The organism is uncultured Mediterranea sp. (genome assembly GCF_902493215.1).
GTDB lineage: Bacteria > Bacteroidota > Bacteroidia > Bacteroidales > Bacteroidaceae > Bacteroides.
Genome location: NZ_CABUOL010000001.1, coordinates 260,231 through 280,131 on the forward strand (window position 1 = coordinate 260,231; position 19,901 = coordinate 280,131).

The window sequence follows — 19,901 nt, forward strand, 5'->3', positions numbered from 1 at the left end:
AAAAAGTCTTGATCAATGTTCTCATGGATAGAATATCAATATCTATGTTTGTTTATCAATTGTCGAAACAAAGATAGAGGAATCCCACAAAATGTTCTATCAATTCTATTCAGAAACTTATCAATATCGTCCCAATATAGAACTGACAGATCCATTTGGATCAAGCCTGATCTTTTTTCATCTGTACCCATTCCGTAGGCGAATAGCCATAGAAGTTCTTGAAACAACTGGTAAAATAGGCATGACTGTTGAACCCAGCATATACTGCGACCTCCGATATCGTATAAGATGACTCCAACAAAAGTTTGGCCGCGATTTCCAATCTTTTGTTACGTATCAGTTCTGTCGGAGACAATTCTGTGACAGCCTTCAGTTTCCGATACAGATTAGACCTGCTCAACCCCAACTCGGAGCTTAACAAATCAATATTCAAATCAGGATTGGAGATATTCTTTTCAATGACTTCAAACAGTTTTTGGGTAAAGCGGTCATCGCCCGATACAATCTCAATACCCATGGCATCAGGAGCAAACTTTTTGCCATACAGTTTTTTCAATTTTTCTCGCGATAAAAGAATGTTTTGCAATCGGCTTACCAGAATTTCAATGTTGAAAGGCTTCACAATGTAGTCATCAGCCCCTACCGAGAAACCTTCTTTGATATGTTCTACCATCGACTTGGCTGTCATCAGAACTACCGGAATATGCTCCAGCTGAATATCATCCTTAATGCGTCTGCACAACTCCAGACCGTCCATTTTAGGCATCATAATGTCGCTCAACACCAAGTCTGGATATTTCTGTAAAGCCAACTCCAAAGCATCTGCTCCATTATCTGCTTCCACAATGTAATAATAATCTTCCAGATATTCCTTCACATACTGACGTACATCGGCATTGTCTTCTACCAGCAGTACCGTCCATTTCCGTCCGACAGGTACCTTTTCATGCGTTCCTCCAGAAACAATCACCTCATCCGCCACCGAACTGCCCCTTTCGATATCCTGCTCGGAATAGGCTGAAGAAAGAATAGGGATATATACAGTGAACGCACTACCTTTTGAAGGGCTGGAATCGACCGTTATACAACCATGATGTAACTTGACTATCGTGTGTACCAGACTAAGCCCCAAGCCTGTCCCTACTTCTGCCGGCACTTGCTCCTCTACCTGATAGAAAGGAGTGAATATGTGTTTCAATTCCTCCTCAGGTATGCCACAACCACTATCTGAAACACTAATGAGGGCAAACTCCATCTCTTGCGGTATTTCCGCCGGTAATGTTGTCCGCAATTCTGTCGGAATCTCTTGATACCCACATTTCTTCAAAGACAAGACGATGCGCCCATTATCGGGAGTAAACTTTATCGCATTGGAAAGAAGATTGAAAACGACCTTCTCAACCAGTGATTTATCGAACCAGGCATAAAAAGAACTCTCATCTTTCTCAAACTCAAAATGAATGGACTTCCTCATGGCCAAATGAGAGAAGGCCAAATGAATCTCTTCCAAGAAAGGTATCAGATTGCTTTTGGATATGTGCAAATCCAGCTTTCCTTCCTGACTCTTTCTCAAATCCAACAGCTGATTGACCAACAACAACAGACGCTGGGCATTACTATAAACCAAATCCAACTTGTTACGGACAACGCTCGTCAATCCCGACATTGCTACCAGTTCCTGCAATGGCGAAATGACCAATGTCAACGGAGTTCGCAATTCATGCGAGAAATTGGTAAACATACGAATCTTGTTTTCATGGAATTCATCCTGCTGCTTTTGCAATTGTTGCTGATAGTACAGTTCTCTCTCAAGCTTCTGTTTCTTGCTGACATAATACATGATAAGGACCAGAACCGTCAACACAAGAACAACATAAAACGAATAGGCATACCAGGTTCTCCACAGAGGCGGATGAATTTCAATCACAAGCTTTCTGGTTTTTTCCTGCCACACACCGTCGTTATTGGCAGCCTTTACCTCAAACACATACGTACCAGGCGAGAGATTCGTATAATAGGCTTCCGTTCGATTACCTATATAATGCCATTCCTTATCGTACCCATGTAAAAAAGTGGCATACTGATTCTGGTCCGAAAACACATAGTTCAAGGCACTGTAAGCGATGGACAAATTATTCTGGTTATACTCCAAACTTACTTTATCAACATCATCCAACACAACATTCAAAATACCCGTTTCATCCTGCGGCTTGATAAGCCGGTTATTGATAGTCAGACTGTTCAATACCAACGAAGGTACATAAGAATTTTGCTGTATTTCTGCCGGATTGAACGTTATGAAACCATTATTGCCTCCGAAGGCAATCTCACCGTTGGGCAACAAAATACCACTATGAGGTGTAAATTCTTCTATTCCAATACCATTATTCAAGTGATAATTTACAAAAGATTCCTCCTCAGGATTAAAACACGAAATTCCGCTGGTAGTAGACAACCACAAATTACCTTTTCTGTCTTCAACTACAGCTGCAACCTCGTTATCAATCACCCCCTGATCCTTTGTATACGATTTGATGATACCTTTACCATCCTCATACAGGGCTATACCGCCTCCAAATGTGCCAATCCAGATTCTTCCACGCTGATCTTTCAAGATAGAAGTCACATAATTGTCCAACAAATGTGCACTTCCCTTTCCACCAGCATAATAATGTTCATATTTCTTTGACAACAAGTCATACCTGAACAAGCCATGACTTCGGGTACCAAACAGCATTACATCCGGCGCCAACTCAAACAGACAACGAGCACTGAAAGCCGGCAAAATCCGACCATCAGCCGTCTGGAAATCCTTCTGTGTCCTACCATCCGGCCATCGACAGAGCAATCCTTTTTCTGATGCATTGGCAACCCACATACGCCCAGCCCTATCTCTCAATATTGAATAGATGGCTGCTGTCTCTTCCGGCAGACGATAAACCAACGTATAAAGCTTCTTTTTTAGATCAAACCGATAAATAGCTCCTTTAGCTGTTCCACACCATAAAGTATCCCCTTCCAAATAAGGGCATTTCACCATATTCTGATTATATTTCTGAACTGCTTTTCCTTCAATCGGATAATAAGTATATTTCGAACCATCCTTATAATCATACACAAGAATTCCTCCTCCCTCCGTTGCAATATACACATCATCGTCAGCTCCACATGCCATAATGCCATATACACTTAAATAAGTATTCAAGATAGAAGCGGGATCATGGAATACAAATCTGTCATTAAGAACACTGGAGCAGTTTACTCCACCCGAGTAGGTTCCCACCCACAATGTCTGACTTTTGTCCACATACAAGGCATAAACGGAAAAATGCGTTAAATACCCACGTCTCAACGACACATCCGAATGTCGGACAATCTCATCCGTATTCAGATCCAACACGTACAATCCGTCGAAAGTTCCAATCAATAACTGTCCTTGATATTCTATAATCCGCCGGATACTGTTACTGTTCAGCGGACTATTGTACTGCGTAAAGAAGTGAGTTGTATTTTGTTGTAAATTAATCCGGCAGAGTCCTGTATACTTACTGCCTACCCAAACATTACCCTTCACATCTTCATAAATTACAGAGACCGAGTTTCCTGACAAACGAATATCGGGTGAAGACTCTGTCAAATGCCTTTGCACATGTAACTGCGGATTACAGATCCATATCCCATCACCAGAGGTACCTATCCAAAATTGTCCGTCGTGTGTTTCGCAAATAGAAGTAATACCTTTATTCTTTAATTCTTCGATGTGCTGAAAAGAACGATAATTACCTGTTGGTATCTCATAGATATAAAGTCCTTGTCCAGTCCCTATCCACAAACGGTCATGCGAATCGACCAACAGACAATTGATTGCAATATCCTCAAGTTCCCAATACGGACTGTTGGCCACGCGTGTCATTCTGTTTGTCTTCATATCCAACACATTCAAACCGTGAAAAGTTCCAATCCACAGATTCTGATTATAATCTTCTGCCAGACAATAAATATGATTGTTGCTCAAGCTCAACGAGTCCTTCGGGTCATTTTTATAAACTACAAAATTTTTCCCGTCATAACGGTTCAATCCATTGCGCGTAGCAAACCACATATAGCCTTTGGAGTCCTGGAGAATATCCAAAACTGAAATCTGTGACAAGCCATCTTTCAGATTCAAATTGGAAAAATAAAAGTCCGGAGACGAATACAAATCCGTATGAAAGAAAAGAATCCCAATAAGGGTTATCAAAAGGTTGATGCGTTTCATTATTAGATGACTTATTTTTTGTATAACACCGAATCAGTTCACAAAAATACAAGCTTTTTCGATTGTACAATCATATTTCCCCTTCAAATTTTCCATATCGGCAAAAAGAAGTTTCTCCCAATTCTTTTCTCCAAAACAAAACAGGTTTCCCCATTCCCCGTGCCAGAGACACCTTTTCACATGGCATGTGAACAAATTTCTCCGGCAATGTGAAAAGGCATCCCTGGCACAGGGAACGGAAAGAGAAAAGCGGAAGAAGAAATAACTTAACGCCCTGAGAGCTTGGCATCCGTCTTTATCAACCCCTGCGGGCCCCCAGCCAAGTCAGCTTCTTCCATACCCATTCCAACGGTCCCTGCCTGTGACGTCCGAGCCACCAGCGGCTGAAAAGGAGCTGAAGCGTAAAGATACCTAAAGCAATCAGCAGGCAGACCGTAGCACCCGTATAGCGATACAATCCCAAACCGAAACCATAGAACAGGGATACACCGATAATGGATTGAAGGATATAGTTCGTCAGGCTCATCCTGCCATAGGGAATGAACAGACGCTGAAACTTGAACCCTTCTCCACGGTCGTACCAAACCAAGGTGAATAGGCCGACAAGTACCACCATCAGCAGGAAGTTACTGATGGAAGGAAGGGCAATGTCGAGCGGCATGGCCAGCCGTGGGCAACCCTCCACCCAGGCCGGATAGGCACTCCTCGCAATATGGAAAGGCACAAACAGCACGGCAGCCCATAACACCAGCCACTTCCAGCGGCGTATGGAAGCCGGAGTATTCCTGAAGAGTTGTTCCCGACCGGCCACCATGCCGAAGAGGAACAAGCCGCCTATCTGGAAAATGCGGCCGTTCTCTATCTGCCATAAATTACCATACAACTGGCCGTAAGTGATGTTCGACGCGATGACTTCCCACACATTACCCGACTCCATGACAGGCTTGGCCAGCTTGGCATAGGTCAGCCAATGGTTTCCATAATCAAGGAAGGGGATATCCAACAGAGCGCATAGCAGACGAATCCACTCCAAGGGTTGAAGAATCATGATAACGGCTACCGTCAGTACCACACGGTTGGACAGACGGCAAAGAGCCACCAGCAGAAGCCCCATTACCGAATAGAGCAACAGGATGTCGCCGTTGTAGAAGAGGGAATGGAGCTGCGAGAAAAGCAGCAGCAGAAACATGCGCCAGACAAACCGCCCCCTGAAAGGCATGCCCCGACGGGCCGCATTGTCGAGCTGGATGAAGAAACTGAAGCCGAAAAGCAGGGAAAAGGTAGAGAATGCCTTCCCCGCCAGCAAGAACCAGGTGGTATTCCATACTTCCTTGTCCAAGGCCGTCAGCCACTGGGGAACTCTCTCGGGAATGTAATACAGATTGTAATGCTCAAAGCAATGTACAATCACAATGGCACACAAGGCCAGGCCGCGCAGAGCGTCGACCACTTCGATGCGGTTTGTCTGTGTCTGATTCATTTTTCTTCTGCCGTTTTGAAGGCGGTTCATTTATTCGGAGTATCCCATTTCTTTGTCTCTGTGCAAGTGATGTCCAGCACCTGATTACCTGCCTGCATGCGGAAGTCGCCCGCTTCGAGTACCCAACGACCATCATAGCCCACAAAGGCCAGGTCGGAAGCCTTCAGCTTCAGCGTGACGGTGTGGGTTTCACCCGGCTGGAGCTCGACTTTCTCGAAATTGCGGAGGCGACGGTTGTCGGGGGTCAACGAAGCTACCAAGTCGCTACTGAAGAGCAGCACGCTCTCCTTACCCGCACGACGGCCTGTATTCTTCACATCGACGGTGAAGGTGAGCACGTCGTCGGCCGTAAAGTGTTCCTTGTCCACCCGCAGGTTGCTATAGGCAAAGGTGGTGTAGCTGAGTCCGTAACCGAAGGCCCATTGCACGTTGACCGCCGCATCGTAATTGTAAGCGCCCTCCATCGGCTTGCCGATGTGTTCGCACGGCTTGTAGTCGTAGGTCACCAGTGAATGAGGATACTTGGGATAGGTATAGGGCATCTTGCCGCTGAAGTTGGCGTCGCCTGCCAGCAGGTTGGCCAGCGCATCGCCGCCATAGTTACCCGGCAGCATGATGTTGACAACAGCTTTGCTGAGTGGCTCAATGTCGGCGATGATACGCGGACGGCCTTCGTTCAGTATCAGGACAAGGGGCTTGCCCGTCTCGGCCAGGGCCTGCACCAGACGGCGTTGGTTGGCAGACAGGGTGAGGTCGTTCAAATTGCCAGGCGTCTCGCAATAGGAGTTCTCGCCGATGCAGGCCACGATATAGTCGGCTTGGGCGGCGGCAGTCACGGCCTTCTCGATTTCGGGCGTATTCTCTTCCCACCAGTTGCCCTTCTCGTTATAGGTCACACCGGCTTCGTAAATGATATTTTCGGCACCGAACTTGTTGATGAAAGCTTCGAGAATGGTATTGTAAGGTTCTGAACAGTCCTCGGCATTGCTTCCCTGCCAAGTGTACGACCAACCGCCGTTAAGGCAGCGCATGGAGTTGGCGTTCGGACCGGTCAGCAGGATTTTCTTTCCCTTGGCCAGCGGCAGGAGGTTGTCTGTGTTCTTGAGCAGCACCAGCGACTCTTCGGCGGCATGCAGGGCCACGGCGGCATGTTCGTCACTGCCGAAGAGCGGGTAGTCCTTGAGGTCATAATAGGGTTTCTCGAACAGATTGAGGCGGTACTTCAGGCGGAGCACCCTGCGCACGGCATCGTCGATGCGGCTCATCGGCACCTCGCCCTCCTGCACCAGCTGCTTCAGCAGGATGCAGAAATCCCAGCTGTAGGGATCCATCGACATGTCGATGCCGGCATTGATGGCCAGCTTGATGGCTTCTTTCTTGTCTTTGGCTATGTGGTCGCGGGCATAAAGGTTGTTGATATCGGCCCAGTCGGTCACAATCATGCCGTCCCAGTTGAGGTCTTCCTTCAGCCACTTGGTCAGCAGTTCGTAGTTGGCATGGAAGGGCAGGCCGTTGTTCATGGCCGAGTTGACCATGATGGAGAGGGCGCCGTTCCTTACCATTTCCAGATAGGGGGCAAAATGCTTCTCGCGCATGTCCTGTTCGGTAATGGACGAGGGCGTACGGTCCTTGCCCGACACAGGTACGCCATAGCCCATGTAGTGCTTCATGCAGGCGGCAATGTGGTTGGGGCCGATGTGGTTGGGGTCATCGCCTTGGAAACCCAATACCGACTCGCGTCCCATCTCGGCGTTCAGGTAGCAGTCTTCGCCATAGTTCTCCCACATGCGGGGCCAGCGTGCGTCACGCCCCAAGTCGGTGACGGGTGCGTATGTCCAGGGGATGCTGCCTGCCTTGGTCTCGTAGGCGGAGATTTCGGCCTCGCGGCGGGTCAGTTCGCGGTTGAAGGCCGCACCCATGTTGATGCCTTGCGGAAAGAGGGTGCCACCCCGTGTATAGGTGGTGCCGTGTATCTGGTCGACGCCATAGATGCAGGGGATGCCGATCTCCTCCATCGACTTCTCCTGAATGCGGCGGATGATTTCCTGCCACTTCTCTACAGGTTGCGCCTTGCCCTGAGGCACGTTCAGGATGGAGCCCACCTTGTACTTGCCGAAGACCGAATCGAGCCTGGCCTCGCTCAGGCGGAAATCCTTCGCGCCCTGCCCGCCGCTACGGTCCTGCAGGACATCGATGGTGAGTTCGCACATCTGCCCGATCTTTTCGTCGAGCGTCATCTTCTGCAACAGGCTTTCTACCTGCCGCTCTATCTTTTCATCTCGGGGAATGGCCGGAGCCACCTGTTGGGCTTCAGCGACCCATACGTTTGCCGCCAGTGCCAGCGACAGAATCCAATGCTTTTTCATGATATTTCGTACGTTATGCAATCCTTGGCAGAAAGCAATGCTTTGCGAGGAGAAAAGCGGTGTTTTCTCTGGCGGAAAGCATTGCTTTGGTTCAGCCGCCGAATTTACACAGATTTATCGGGCGATGCAAATAAAATCGGCCGCAATCCAAGAATATGGCTGTTTCATGCCGAAAGTTCGAAGATTATCGGTACATTTGTCGCGAGAAAAAAGAAAAGACACTGCTATGACCCACCGCCTGAACACCAACAAACAATTCATGATAGGCAACGGCATCCTGGCCTTTGCCGTCATCTTCGTGGTTGTCCTTTTCGCCTACATGAGCATGCGCCTCCAGCGCAAGGACGGAGAACGTCACTATGCCGAACACTATACCGTCTCGCTGGTCAAGGGTTTTGAGGGCGACTCCGTATCCATCTACATCAACGACAGCCTGTTGCTGAACAAGACCATCGACCGCACGCCCTTCGACCTCGAGGTGAAACGCTTCGACGAAGAAAGTGCCCTGATGATTGTAGACAATGCCACCGAACGAATTTCACTCTTCGAACTGAGCGAGAAAGGCGGTACTTATCGTTTCGAGAAAGAAGGCGACGGGGTGAAGCAGCTGCCTCAAGAATAATCCCCTTACCTTATAAAGAGGCGGAGAATTCCTTCAGTTCCCGCCTCAAGGCCTCACATCGGCCGTCGGTCAGGCGGTCGAGCATCTCCCAGAATTCCGCACTGTGGTTCATGACACGCGTATGTGTCAGTTCATGCAACAGCACATAGTCGATGAGGTGTTGCGGCAGGAGCAGCAAGTAATAGGACAGGTTGATGTCCTTACGCGTGGAGCAACTACCCCAACGGCCGGAGCTGGAGTTTATCTTAACCTCGTGGAAAGGCAAGCCATGCCGCTTCGACAAGGCATGCAGACGGGGAGGCAACACCAGCTTGGCATTCTTCCGCAAGGCCTCGCCTATCACCTTCTTCAGCCAGACTTGAAGCTGGGGATTGGAAAAATCGGTATCCCTTGGGCAGAGAATCTGCATCGCCCCCAGCTCCGAACGTGCCTGAAACCGCCGGGTATCCCTCTCTACCAGCGTCAGTTTGAAGTGCTCCGCCTCAATCCGATAGTTCAAGTCTATCAGCTTTTCGCTTCGACGTGCCTGTGCTTCACGCAGGCGGGGACGCAAGGTTTCCAATCCTTTCGCCACATCTCCCCACGTCGCTCCCAAAGGGACGGTTGCTACAAAACCTCCCTCCACCGCCCGAAATATCAGACGGCGGGCACGAGGATTGACCCGCACCGCGACAGTTCCCAGTTCGGCATCGGTAACCGACTGGCCCGTCATGCATCGTTGTTTGCTTTCCATTATCCTTGTTTCTGCTGGATTTCGTCTGCAAATGAACGAACTTCCGCACAAAACTACAAAACTTTTGTGCACAAAAACGAACACACTGTCCGATTATGAACAATTCACTTTTCCAATCTTTACTCATAATCAGACGTTTACATTTCTGGTACGCTTCTTGCATCTACACAAGCAGAAAATAAAAACAAAAAAAGACGCCAGCCGTTGCAACGTTCGGCACCCGGCTTTCGTCTAATAGATAAAGCAAGAGAATAACATTTAAAATACCAACGAATATGAAAAAGTTTACAACACTTACCTCTATCTTCCTGCTGGCAACCGTTTTAAGCGCGTGCGCACAATCGTATTCCCACCACTTCAACACAGGCTGCAGCTGGCTGGGCGGCAAGGAAGTCAAAGCAAGCAAAAACTACGTAACCAAACAGATCAAGGTCAACGACTTCGACCAGATAGCCGTCGGCGGCAGCCTCGACGTCACCTACACACAACAAGCGGGCAAGCCGAAAGTGGAAATCTATACATCGGACAACATTGTCGACCTGCTCGACATCTACGTCAAAGACGGAAAGCTGAACCTGGGATTCAAAAAGAATGTGAAGGTAGCCTACAACAAGCTGGAAATCCGCGTGACATCGGAAGACCTGAATGCAGTCAGCGTAGCCGGATCGGGCGACTTCGACTTCACCAACGGCCTGAAAACCGACCAGCTGAAGATGAACGTGGCAGGCTCGGGTGACATCACAGCCAGCAACATACAATGCACACAAGGATTCACAGCCAATGTAGCGGGGTCGGGCGACATCGAGTGCAAACAGCTCAAAGCAACCGACCTGAACATCTCCGTAGCAGGATCGGGTGACCTGAAGATTGAAAACGTCCAGGTTACATCAGCCAATGCCAGCGTAGCAGGATCGGGTACCGTAAAAATCAGCGGCAGTGCAGACAAGGCCAATTATAGTGTGGCAGGATCGGGCGACCTCTATGCCGACAACTTCAGTGTACAGCGTGTAACAGCCAGTGTAGCAGGATCGGGCGACATCAAGTGCCATGCTGTAGAGTATCTGAAAGCGCGTGTCAGCGGTAGTGGCAGTATCGGCTACAAAGGCGATCCGGAACTGGACTATCCAGAAAAAAAGAAACTGTACAAGTTATAAAAACAACCAACTAAACCGACAAATTCTCTCTGACTTCTGCCTGTGGGCAGACAAAACTCTCTAACAAGGGAAGGTCCGTTCATCGGGCCTTCTTTTTTTATGGCTTTGCCTTACTAAAAAAATAAAGGGACGCTGCATCACGCGGCATCCCATTTATTTTAGTTAGTTTTTATAAGATTTTGAGAGAATTGAAACTTCACAGCCTCAAGTCGTTTTAATAAAGCACACTAACTATTTTTTAAAGCAAATGAAAATGTATATTTAAAAACAATGAAAATTCATTTCTTTTCGGCCTCCGTCTTCTTGTTTCCACGAGTCAGGCTGTCCATCAACTGCTTCTCATGACTTTCGGAAGGATTGTCCGAAAGCGCTACAGACGGTGCAGACATCTGCTTTCCTATGGTATCGGGCGAAACGACAGCACCGCCATTGTCGAAAACAGAATGCTGCATGACATTGCCCAATGAAAACATCAGAGCAATCACAGCAGCCGCCTTGACCAACGGCATGAAGCGCGACATCAGCGTCATACGACGAGCCTTGACCACAGGCACTTCCACCTGCGCCAACACCTTCTGGTCGAAGTCCTCGCCCAAACCGTCCTGTTGCAGAAACTCCTGATATACGAACAAATCCTTGTAGCGGAGCAGGTGCGCAGGCACGTCTTCACTATTGAAGAACGAACGGAGCTGTGCTTCTTCTTCCTGAGAAGTCTCGCACTGCCAGTAACGTTCCAATAATTGTTCTATATAGTTAGAGTCCATAACTGTCTATATCTATAAATTTCTGTTTCACTTTCTGCCTTGCCCTGAACAGGTTTACCTTGACCTGCTCTTCCGTCAGGTGCAGAGCAACGGCTATTTCCTTGTAACTTTTGCCCTTCACGTCGCGCAGCTGCATAATCAGGCGCTGCTTTTCGGGAAGTTCACTGACCAGTCGGTGCACCAGTTTCAACCGTTCCTTGTTCACCAGCCGGTCGTAAGGGCTCGATGCATCGGGCGTCTGTTCGGCCTCGGGGGTCAGCTCTACCGTCTGCGAGTCTTTCTTCTCACTGCGGTCGATGGCCAAATTACGGGCTACCGTCAGGCAATAGGCTTCTACTGACTCCAGCCCGTCCCACTCGTCGCGCTTGTTCCAGACGCGTATCATCGTCTCCTGCACGATATCTTCTGCCTCTGCCCTGTCGAACGTAATCCGCAGGGCAAGCCGAAAGAGTTTGTCCTTCAGCGGAAGAATGTCGTTACGAAAGTCGATTTTCTGCATCTTCTAATGAATTGACGGTTCAGCGGGATAAAAGTTACAGCAGACAGCCACTTTTTTTCAAATTATTTTCGGATACGGGTGCCTCCCTGTCCGTTTATGGCTGATGCCAAGGTAATTACGACCTCGGATACACCAGCTTCCAAAGCCTCGAAAGAGTTCTCCAGCTTGGGAATCATGCCACCCTGTATCACGCCCTCGGCCACCAGCTGCTTGAATTCGGCCGGATTGATAGTGGGGATGACGCTGTCGTCGTCGTTTTCGTCGCGCAGCACTCCTTTCTTTTCGAAGCAATAGACCAGTGTAACATCAAACAGGGTTGCCAAAGCCTTGGCCGTTTCGCCCGCAATGGTATCGGCATTGGTGTTGAGCATGTGACCTTCTCCGTCGTGAGTCAGGGGAGCCATAACGGGCACCACCCCTTTGGCAATCAGGTCACCCAGCAGCGTGGCATTGACTTGCTTCACGTCGCCCACAAAACCGTAGTCGATGTCCTTCACAGGGCGTTTCACGGAGCGGATGACATCCATATCGGCTCCCGTCAGTCCCAGTGCATTGACGCCACGGGCCTGTAGACCGGCCACAATGTTCTTGTTCACCAATCCGCCATAGACCATCGTCACGACCTTCAGCGTCTCGGCATCGGTGATGCGGCGGCCGTTCACCATGCGGCTCTCGATGCCCAGGCGTTCGGCCAACTTCGTGGCCGAGCGGCCTCCACCATGCACCAGCACCTTTCGGCCTTCAATGGCGGCAAAGTCGTCCAACAATTGATGGAGGGTCGCTTCCTCCTCTACAATCTTGCCGCCTACTTTGATGAGTGTGAGTTTTTCTTTCATATTCCTTTATATATGAGTTCACCACAGAGGCCACAGAGTTTCACAGAGTTTTCTTCTCCCTCTGTGCCACTCTGTGTCCTCTGTGGTGAAAATTACTTTATTCCAAATAAGTATATCCGTACAGACCCGAACGGTAGTTGGCCAGGAACTCCTTGCCTTCCTCGAGCGAAATGCGGCCTTCCTTGACGGACTGGGTCACCCATGTCTCGAGCTTGCGTACCAGCTTCTTGGGGTTGTATTGCACATAGTCGAGCACCTCGGCCACCGTCTCACCGTCGATGAGCTGATCGATGGAGTAACCCTTGGAGTTGACAGAAACGTGCACGGCATTCGTATCACCGAAGAGGTTGTGCATGTCGCCCAAGATTTCCTGATAGGCACCTACAAGGAAAACAGCCACATAGTAGTGTTCCTTGTCGCGCAGGGAGTGCAGAGGCAAGGTGGTAGCATCGGGACGGGAAGTGACGAAGTTGGCAATCTTGCCATCGGAATCGCACGTCATGTCCTGAAGCGTAGCCTCGCGGTCGGGTTTCTCGTCCAGGCGCTGGATGGGCATGATGGGGAACATCTGGTCGATGGCCCACGAGTCGGGCAGCGACTGGAAGAGCGAGAAGTTGCAGAAGTACTTGTCGGCCAGCAGCTTGTTCAGCTTTCGGAACTCCTCGGGGCAGTGCTTCAGCCCGCTGGCGATGGAGTTGATTTCGCGACAGATGCTCCAATAGAGCTTCTCAATCTGAGCACGGGTGTTCAAGTCCACGATGCCGTGGCTGAAGAGGTCGAGCGCCTCCTCGCGTATCTGCTGGGCATCGTGCCAGGGCTCGAGCATGCTGCGCTGGCTCAGGTTGTCCCAGATGTCGTAGAGCTCCTTCACCAGCTCGTGGGCATCCTCACCCGGCTCCCAGTCGTCGTCCATCTGCGGCAGGGAAGCCGTCTCCAGCACCTCAAAGATGAGGACGGAGTGATGGGCGGTCAGGCTGCGGCCCGTCTCAGTGATGATGTTGGGATGCTGGAAGCCGTGCTTGTCGGCCGCATCGACGAAGGTCGACACGACGTCGTTCACGTATTCCTGTATGGAGTAGTTCACAGAGCTTTCGCTGTTGCTGGAGCGGGTACCGTCATAGTCCACGCCCATGCCGCCGCCCGTATCAACGAACTCTATGTTGAAGCCCATCTTATGGAGCTGCACATAGAACTGCGATGCCTCGCGCAGGGCGTTCTTGATGCGGCGTATCTTGGTAATCTGGCTGCCGATGTGGAAGTGAATCAGCTTCAGGCAGTCCTTCATGTCCTTCTTCTCGAGGAAGTCGAGAGCCTCAAGAAGTTCGCTGGACGTCAGGCCGAACTTGCTGGCGTCGCCGCCGCTCTCTTCCCACTTGCCGCTACCGCTGGAGGCCAGCTTGATGCGGATACCGATGTTGGGGCGCACCTTGAGCTGCTTGGCCATCTTGGCGATGAGGTTCAGCTCGTTCAGCTTCTCGACGACGAGGAAGATGCGCTTGCCCATCTTCTGGGCCAGCAGGGCCAGCTCGATGAAGCTCTCGTCCTTGTAGCCATTGCACACCACGAGCGACTCGGGGTCGGTATTGACGGCAATGACGGCATGCAGTTCGGGTTTCGAACCTGCCTCCAGGCCGAGGTTGAACTTCTTCCCGTGGTTGATCATCTCTTCCACGACGGGACGCATCTGGTTCACCTTGATGGGATAAATGATGAAGTTCTCACCCTTGTAACCATACTCTTCGGCTGCCTTCTGGAAGCAGCAGGACACCTTCTCGATGCGGTTGTCCAGTATGTCGGGAAAGCGCACCAGCATGGGAGCCGTCACGTCGCGCAGCTGGAGCTCGTCGACCAGTTCCTTCAGATCAACTTCCACACCGTCCTTGCGGGGGGTTACCACTACATGCCCTTTCTCGTTGATACCAAAGTAGGAAGTGCCCCAACCCGTGATGTTGTACAGCTCTTCCGAATCTTCAATACGCCATTTTCTCATTGTCTGTTACTTAGCAGTTTAAATTAGGTTTAACTATTTGGTGGACAAAAATACATATAAATCCCGTAAAACCAGCCTTTACGGCCGAAAATACACATGAATGACAAAGATTTTACAGTTCCAACAGGCGACGCAGACTACCGACCGACTCCGCTATCTGATGACGGTCTTCCAGCCGGCTGCCGTCGAAACGGTAACGGGCCTGGCTATAGTGGGGCATGCGGCCCTCCAGCGCACTGCCGATGAAGACACGCAGCTCGTCGTCCGTCTTGCCCCGCAGGATGGGCCGTTGCTGGGTGGCCACACGCAGGCGGCGGAAGAGCACGTCGACGGGCACATCGAGAAACACCGTCTGCCCCTGGCGGTTCATGTAGTCCATGTTGTCGAAGAAGCACGGCGTGCCGCCTCCGGTGGAGATGACGACGTCCTCGAACTCGCCCGCCTCGTGCAGCATGTTGCGCTCCAGCTGGCGGAAGCCGTTCTCGCCCCGCTCGCGGAAAAGCTCGGAGACGGTGCGGTGGAAACGCTCCTCGATGTACCAGTCGAGGTCGATGAAGGTCAGCCCCAGTTCCCGGGCGAAGGCCTTGCCAAGGGTAGTCTTTCCGGCACCCATGTAGCCGGTCAAAAAGATGCGTATCATAATAACAGCCTGTGATTTGCGGGCAAAGGTAAGCAATTCTGCAACGTGCAGAGCCGGAAACGGGAAATATTTGTACCTTTGCCGCATGAAAAAGAAACAGAAATACTACGTCGTATGGGCCGGCGTCGCTCCCGGCATCTATGACAGCTGGACGGACTGCCAGCTGCAGACCAAAGGCTATGAGGGCGCGCGGTTCAAGTCGTTCGACACACGGGAGGAGGCCGAGCGGGCCTTCGCCTCGTCGCCCCACGACTACATCAGCCCCAAAACCTCCACCGAGCAGATACAGAAACCCTCCCGGACAGACGGTCCGCTGCCGCCCGAGGTGGTGGAGAACAGCCTGGCCGTGGATGCGGCTTGCAGCGGCAACCCGGGGCAGATGGAGTACCGCGGCGTGCACGTGGCCTCGCGCCAGCAGGTGTTCCACTACGGCCCCGTCTATGGCACGAACAACATCGGCGAATTTCTGGCCATCGTCCACGGCCTCGCCCTGCTGAAGCAGAAGGGATTCGACATGCCCATCTACAGCGACAGCCGCAACGCCATCAGCTGGGTAAAGCAAAAGCGGTGCAAGACCAAGCTCCCCCGCGAACCGCGCACCGAGGCCCTGTTCCAACTCATCGAACGGGCCGAGAAGTGGCTGCGCGAGAATACCTACACCACGCCCATCCTGAAGTGGGAGACGGAGAAGTGGGGCGAGGTGCCGGCCGACTTCGGGCGGAAATAGGCAGAGGTATCTGACGGGAAAGTCTTATTGGCACTCAATGTAAACAGAATGCATTCTTTTAGTGTTCTTCCACATATTCTATCTTCTTCAGATTTTTCAATTTAATAAATCACAACAAACACTCCTCAAATTAAGCAAGTAAAATCTTCTTCCGCCCCTCCCCTCCTACCCTTCCATCTTTTCAGGTGCGACCTGAAGCTTTTTCAGGTCCGTACCTGAAGACCTTTCAGTCCCTACCTGAAGACCCTTCAGTCCCTACCTGAAAGGCTTTCAGGTAACGACTGAATGTCACCTGAAAACTTTTCAGGTTTTTCAGAAGTGCCACCTGAAAAAATCAACACTGATTATCAGCGTTATACAAAACTAAACTGTTCAATCCGCTCGTCGAAGGAAGGTTCGGCGGTAATGCCGCGCTTGAGGAAGTATTTCCGAATCTCCGCCTGCTCTTCGGGCGTCACCAGGCGGTCGCCATGCTTGATTTCATAGTATTTCCAACGACCGAAAAAGTTATACACTTTATCCTTTATCCAGACGGCATCGTCGTAGGGGAAAGAACGCAGCTGGCGCAGCAAGCTTTCGATGCCCCGCGCATAGGAATACTTCACGATGGGACGGAAGTGGGGACACTGGTCTCCTGCCAGACGACGGGCGGCGGCAGGCGACAGGATGTGGATGAACGTACGCTCGGCCGGCACACCAAGCCCCAGCGCACAACGCAGGCACTGTGCAGCCCGCGGACAGCCCTCGTGCAGACAGAGGGTGTAGGAGGCGGGCAGTTCATTGTAGTCGAAATCGGTTATCATAGGCAAAAAAGATGGTTTTGTCAGCTCAGCGACTGCATGTCGTTCAGCCGCTTGTAGTATCCGTTCAGGGCGAGCAGCTCCTCGTGGCGGCCACGCTCCACAATCTCGCCTTCGTAGAGGACGCAGATTTCGTCGGCGTTGCGGATGGTGGAGAGGCGGTGGGCAATGGCGATGGTGGTGCGCGTCTTCATCAGGCGCTCCAGGGCCTCCTGCACCAGTCGTTCGCTCTCCGTGTCGAGGGCCGAGGTAGCCTCGTCGAGGATGAGGATGGGCGGGTTCTTCAGGATGGCGCGGGCGATGCTGATGCGCTGACGCTGGCCGCCGGAGAGCTTGCCGCCGCGGTCGCCGATGTTGGTGTTGTAGCCGTCGGGCGTCTCCATGATGAAGTCGTGGGCATTGGCAATCTTGGCCGCAGCGATGACCTGCTCCATCGTGGCCCCCTCCACGCCGAAGGCGATGTTGTTGAAGAAGGTGTCGTTGAAGAGGATAGCCTCCTGGTTGACGTTGCCGATGAGCGAGCGCAGGTCGCGGATGCGCACGTCCTTCACGTTGGTGCCGTCGATGAGTATCTCGCCCTGCTGTACGTCGTGGTAGCGCGGCAGGAGGTCGACCAGCGTCGACTTGCCCGAGCCCGACTGCCCCACCAGCGCGATGGTCCGTCCGCAGGGCACGGTCAGGTTGACGTGCTTCAACACCTCGCGCCGTCCGTCGTAGCTGAAGCTGATGTCGCGGAACTCTATCTGATGCTCCAGTCCCTTCAGCGGTTTGGGCTGGGCAGGTTCCTTAATGGGGTTCTCGGCTTTCAGAATTTTATCTACGCGCTCCATTGATGCCAAACCCTTCGGGATATTATAACCCGCTTTGGCAAACTCCTTCAAAGGATTAATGATGCTATACAATATCACCATATAAAAGATGAAGACAGATGCCTCTATCGAAGAATTGTCTCCCAAAATAAGCAATCCGCCGAACCAAAGTACCAATACGATAAGCAACGTACCGAGGAACTCACTCATCGGATGAGCCAACGACTGACGAATAGCCACCTTACTGGAAGCATCACGCAACTCATCGCTACATTCCTTAAAACGCCGCACCATCTTATCTTCTGCAATGAACGCCTTAATGATACGCAAGCCGCCCAACGTTTCCTCCAACTGAGCCATCGTATCACTCCACTTGGACTGCGCTTCCAAGGATTGTCTCTTCAGTTTCTTGCCAACCTTCCCCATCAGCCAGGCCATTCCCGGCAACACCAATATCGTGAATAAAGTCAACTGCCAACTGGTAACAATCAGTGTCGAAAAATAAAGTATAATCAAAATAGGATTCTTCAACAACATGTCCAAAGAACTGGTTACAGAATTCTCTATTTCACCGACATCCCCACTCATACGTGCAATGATATCCCCCTTACGCTCCTCAGAAAAGAAGCCGAGAGGCAAATACATCACCTTAGAATAAACCATTACCCGGATATCGCGTACGACCCCCGTCCTCAATGGTATCATCACGGCCGACGATCCAAAATAACAAGCTGTTTTCAGCATGGTCATAAAAGCCAGGAAAAGGCCCAGAAAAAGTAACGTCATCGAAGGCCCGTAATAGTCTATCAACTGGGTCACATAATAATAGAAATTGTTTATTGCCACATCTTTCAAACCGGCACTGCCCCAGTCCATATAATGAAACACTTGCGTCTCATCTCCCGTTTTAAACAATATATTCAAAATAGGAATAATCAAGGTAAACGAAAACACATTAAATATAGCAGACAAGACATTCAAAACAATGGCCCAACCGATATATTTCTTGTAAGGAGACACAAAACGTCTCATTAATTGCAGGAATTCCTTCATCTTGCAGCGATTAAAATATTACGGCAGGCAAAGATAGAGAAAATAGCCCACACTGCGAAATAATACATATTTTTTAAAAATACTTATCCACTGAATGCATCAAGAGCATTCTATTATTTTGCAAAGTCACGACAATATGCTAATTTTGCAGAAATTATCCCAAACTTTGACTATATGAACAACTCACTGGCAATCATCATCCCCGCGTATAAGGGAGAATATCTAGACAAGACCCTGAACTCCCTCAGCCGGCAAACTGACCAACGTTTCACTCTGTATATTGGAGATGACAACAGTCCTTATCCGCTAAAAGACATTATCGACCAATATTCCAACCAATTGGACATCGTATACCATCGTTTCGACAACAATCTCGGGCATACCAATTTAATACATCATTGGGAACGTTGTATAGAGATGATGAATAATGAGCCTTATTTTTGCATGTTTTCCGATGATGATCTGATGAACCCATTGTGTGTTTCGTCCTTTTATCAAACATTAGACAAAGGGACAGATTGCGATGTGTACCATTTTAATATCGACCTGATAAATGCGGAAGACAAAATCATCAAACACTGTACTCCATTTCCTTCATGGATATCATCTGAAGATTTTCTTCGAAAATTATATACTTATCAAATTGATGCACGCATGCCGGAATTCATTTTCCGAACCGAACATTTCAAAAAAGCAGGCGGGTTCATTAACTTCGACTTAGCTTATCGTTCGGATAACGCCACCGTAGTGGCATGTGCCCATCATAAAGGGATCTGTACCTTCTCCAATGGCCGAGTCTTTTGGCGTGACAGCGGGACTAACTTATCAGCCAGCAAACAAACAGAACTCAGAGTCAGAAGAACTCAGGCCAGTATACATTTTTTTGAGTGGTTGCAACAATACTATCAAAAAATGAATGAATCATGTCCGTTCAGTTTGAAAGACAGGCTGGAACTTATACTTCAAGAAATTACAGACTTGAAAGATTGTTTGCCACATAAACAATTATACTGTTTATTAAACGAATCAGAGGTTATCAAGGCCAAACGCTCTTTATTTTGGCGTTGCCAATTATATATTAAGGCTACCCTATGGGAAAAACAAAGTTTATTGGGAAAAATCGCTCCCCGTATACAGCGATATTGTCTTAATTCCTATTCAAATCTTTAA

At 49.9% G+C, this 19,901-nt stretch carries 15 protein-coding genes; 4 read left to right on the plus strand and 11 right to left on the minus strand.

The annotated features are described in order from the left end of the window. Positions 1-160: 160 nt before the first annotated feature. The 3 genes from RDO88_RS00950 to RDO88_RS00960 form a co-directional block, all read right to left on the minus strand. Positions 161-4,258 carry a two-component regulator propeller domain-containing protein gene (locus tag RDO88_RS00950; protein WP_307757564.1) on the minus strand — a complete coding sequence of 1,366 codons (4,098 nt, stop codon included), beginning with the start codon at positions 4,256-4,258 and terminating at the stop codon, positions 161-163. Positions 4,259-4,556: 298 nt separating this feature from the next. Then, positions 4,557-5,738 (minus strand): DUF418 domain-containing protein, encoded by a 1,182-nt coding sequence (locus RDO88_RS00955; RefSeq protein WP_307757565.1) that lies wholly within the window; start codon positions 5,736-5,738, stop codon positions 4,557-4,559. A gap of 26 nt (positions 5,739-5,764) precedes the next feature. Further along, positions 5,765-8,104 carry a glycoside hydrolase family 3 N-terminal domain-containing protein gene (locus RDO88_RS00960; RefSeq protein WP_307757566.1) on the minus strand — a complete coding sequence of 780 codons (2,340 nt, stop codon included), beginning with the start codon at positions 8,102-8,104 and terminating at the stop codon, positions 5,765-5,767. A 226-nt stretch (positions 8,105-8,330) separates the two neighbouring features. On the opposite strand from RDO88_RS00960, the gene RDO88_RS00965 reads away from it, so the two are divergent. Then, the gene (locus RDO88_RS00965) at positions 8,331-8,726 is read left to right on the plus strand and encodes a hypothetical protein (protein WP_307757567.1); all 396 of its coding nucleotides are present in this window, start codon (positions 8,331-8,333) and stop codon (positions 8,724-8,726) included. Between the two features lie 10 nt (positions 8,727-8,736). Here the strand turns inward: RDO88_RS00965 and RDO88_RS00970 are convergent, their stop codons facing one another. Then, positions 8,737-9,459: a YgjP-like metallopeptidase domain-containing protein gene (locus RDO88_RS00970; protein ID WP_307757568.1), complete on the minus strand. Its 723-nt coding sequence runs from the start codon at positions 9,457-9,459 to the stop codon at positions 8,737-8,739. 275 nt (positions 9,460-9,734) lie between these two features. Here RDO88_RS00970 and RDO88_RS00975 point away from each other — a divergent pair, with 275 nt between their 5' ends. After that, a complete protein-coding gene (locus RDO88_RS00975) occupies positions 9,735-10,613 on the plus strand; it encodes a GIN domain-containing protein (protein WP_307757569.1) in 879 nt (292 codons plus the stop codon). Between the two features lie 278 nt (positions 10,614-10,891). On the opposite strand, the gene RDO88_RS00980 is transcribed toward RDO88_RS00975, so the two are convergent. The 5 genes from RDO88_RS00980 to RDO88_RS01000 form a co-directional block, all read right to left on the minus strand. Beyond that, positions 10,892-11,377, minus strand: coding sequence for a hypothetical protein (locus RDO88_RS00980; protein ID WP_307757570.1), 486 nt, complete (start codon positions 11,375-11,377; stop codon positions 10,892-10,894). After that, complete coding sequence (locus tag RDO88_RS00985) at positions 11,367-11,876, minus strand: sigma-70 family RNA polymerase sigma factor (protein WP_307757571.1); 510 nt, start codon at positions 11,874-11,876, stop codon at positions 11,367-11,369. The genes RDO88_RS00980 and RDO88_RS00985 overlap by 11 nt, the downstream gene beginning before the upstream one ends. A 62-nt stretch (positions 11,877-11,938) precedes the next feature. Then, positions 11,939-12,712: an acetylglutamate kinase gene (gene argB, locus RDO88_RS00990; RefSeq protein ID WP_307757572.1), complete on the minus strand. Its 774-nt coding sequence runs from the start codon at positions 12,710-12,712 to the stop codon at positions 11,939-11,941. 97 nt (positions 12,713-12,809) lie between these two features. Beyond that, positions 12,810-14,702 (minus strand): biosynthetic arginine decarboxylase, encoded by a 1,893-nt coding sequence (gene speA, locus RDO88_RS00995; protein WP_307757573.1) that lies wholly within the window; start codon positions 14,700-14,702, stop codon positions 12,810-12,812. Between the two features lie 112 nt (positions 14,703-14,814). After that, positions 14,815-15,342, minus strand: a complete 528-nt coding sequence (locus RDO88_RS01000) for a shikimate kinase (RefSeq protein WP_307757574.1) — start codon at positions 15,340-15,342, stop codon at positions 14,815-14,817. Positions 15,343-15,427: 85 nt separating this feature from the next. Between RDO88_RS01000 and RDO88_RS01005 the strand changes: the two genes are divergently transcribed. Then, positions 15,428-16,069: a viroplasmin family protein gene (locus RDO88_RS01005; protein ID WP_307757575.1), complete on the plus strand. Its 642-nt coding sequence runs from the start codon at positions 15,428-15,430 to the stop codon at positions 16,067-16,069. Positions 16,070-16,422: 353 nt separating this feature from the next. Here the strand turns inward: RDO88_RS01005 and RDO88_RS01010 are convergent, their stop codons facing one another. Both RDO88_RS01010 and RDO88_RS01015 read right to left on the minus strand, forming a co-directional pair. Continuing rightward, the gene (locus RDO88_RS01010) at positions 16,423-16,872 is read right to left on the minus strand and encodes a DUF6078 family protein (RefSeq protein ID WP_307757576.1); all 450 of its coding nucleotides are present in this window, start codon (positions 16,870-16,872) and stop codon (positions 16,423-16,425) included. A gap of 20 nt (positions 16,873-16,892) precedes the next feature. After that, on the minus strand, positions 16,893-18,731 hold the full coding sequence (locus tag RDO88_RS01015) for an ABC transporter transmembrane domain-containing protein (protein WP_307757577.1): 1,839 nt from the start codon (positions 18,729-18,731) through the stop codon (positions 16,893-16,895). Positions 18,732-18,905: 174 nt separating this feature from the next. On the opposite strand from RDO88_RS01015, the gene RDO88_RS01020 reads away from it, so the two are divergent. Further along, complete coding sequence (locus RDO88_RS01020) at positions 18,906-19,901, plus strand: glycosyltransferase (protein ID WP_307757578.1); 996 nt, start codon at positions 18,906-18,908, stop codon at positions 19,899-19,901.

Bases quoted from the DNA above. Each gene is read 5' to 3' on its own strand.
- argB (WP_307757572.1), bottom strand. From the start codon at position 12,712: ATGAAAGAAAAACTCACACTCATCAAAGTAGGCGGCAAGATTGTAGAG.
- RDO88_RS00960 (WP_307757566.1), bottom strand. From the start codon at position 8,104: ATGAAAAAGCATTGGATTCTGTCGCTGGCACTGGCGGCAAACGTATGG.
- RDO88_RS01005 (WP_307757575.1), top strand. From the start codon at position 15,428: ATGAAAAAGAAACAGAAATACTACGTCGTATGGGCCGGCGTCGCTCCC.
- RDO88_RS00965 (WP_307757567.1), top strand. From the start codon at position 8,331: ATGACCCACCGCCTGAACACCAACAAACAATTCATGATAGGCAACGGC.
- RDO88_RS00985 (WP_307757571.1), bottom strand. From the start codon at position 11,876: ATGCAGAAAATCGACTTTCGTAACGACATTCTTCCGCTGAAGGACAAA.
- RDO88_RS01020 (WP_307757578.1), top strand. From the start codon at position 18,906: ATGAACAACTCACTGGCAATCATCATCCCCGCGTATAAGGGAGAATAT.
- RDO88_RS00975 (WP_307757569.1), top strand. From the start codon at position 9,735: ATGAAAAAGTTTACAACACTTACCTCTATCTTCCTGCTGGCAACCGTT.
- RDO88_RS00970 (WP_307757568.1), bottom strand. From the start codon at position 9,459: ATGGAAAGCAAACAACGATGCATGACGGGCCAGTCGGTTACCGATGCC.
- RDO88_RS01015 (WP_307757577.1), bottom strand. From the start codon at position 18,731: ATGAAGGAATTCCTGCAATTAATGAGACGTTTTGTGTCTCCTTACAAG.
- RDO88_RS01010 (WP_307757576.1), bottom strand. From the start codon at position 16,872: ATGATAACCGATTTCGACTACAATGAACTGCCCGCCTCCTACACCCTC.
- RDO88_RS00980 (WP_307757570.1), bottom strand. From the start codon at position 11,377: ATGGACTCTAACTATATAGAACAATTATTGGAACGTTACTGGCAGTGC.
- RDO88_RS00955 (WP_307757565.1), bottom strand. From the start codon at position 5,738: ATGAATCAGACACAGACAAACCGCATCGAAGTGGTCGACGCTCTGCGC.
- RDO88_RS00950 (WP_307757564.1), bottom strand. From the start codon at position 4,258: ATGAAACGCATCAACCTTTTGATAACCCTTATTGGGATTCTTTTCTTT.
- RDO88_RS01000 (WP_307757574.1), bottom strand. From the start codon at position 15,342: ATGATACGCATCTTTTTGACCGGCTACATGGGTGCCGGAAAGACTACC.
- speA (WP_307757573.1), bottom strand. From the start codon at position 14,702: ATGAGAAAATGGCGTATTGAAGATTCGGAAGAGCTGTACAACATCACG.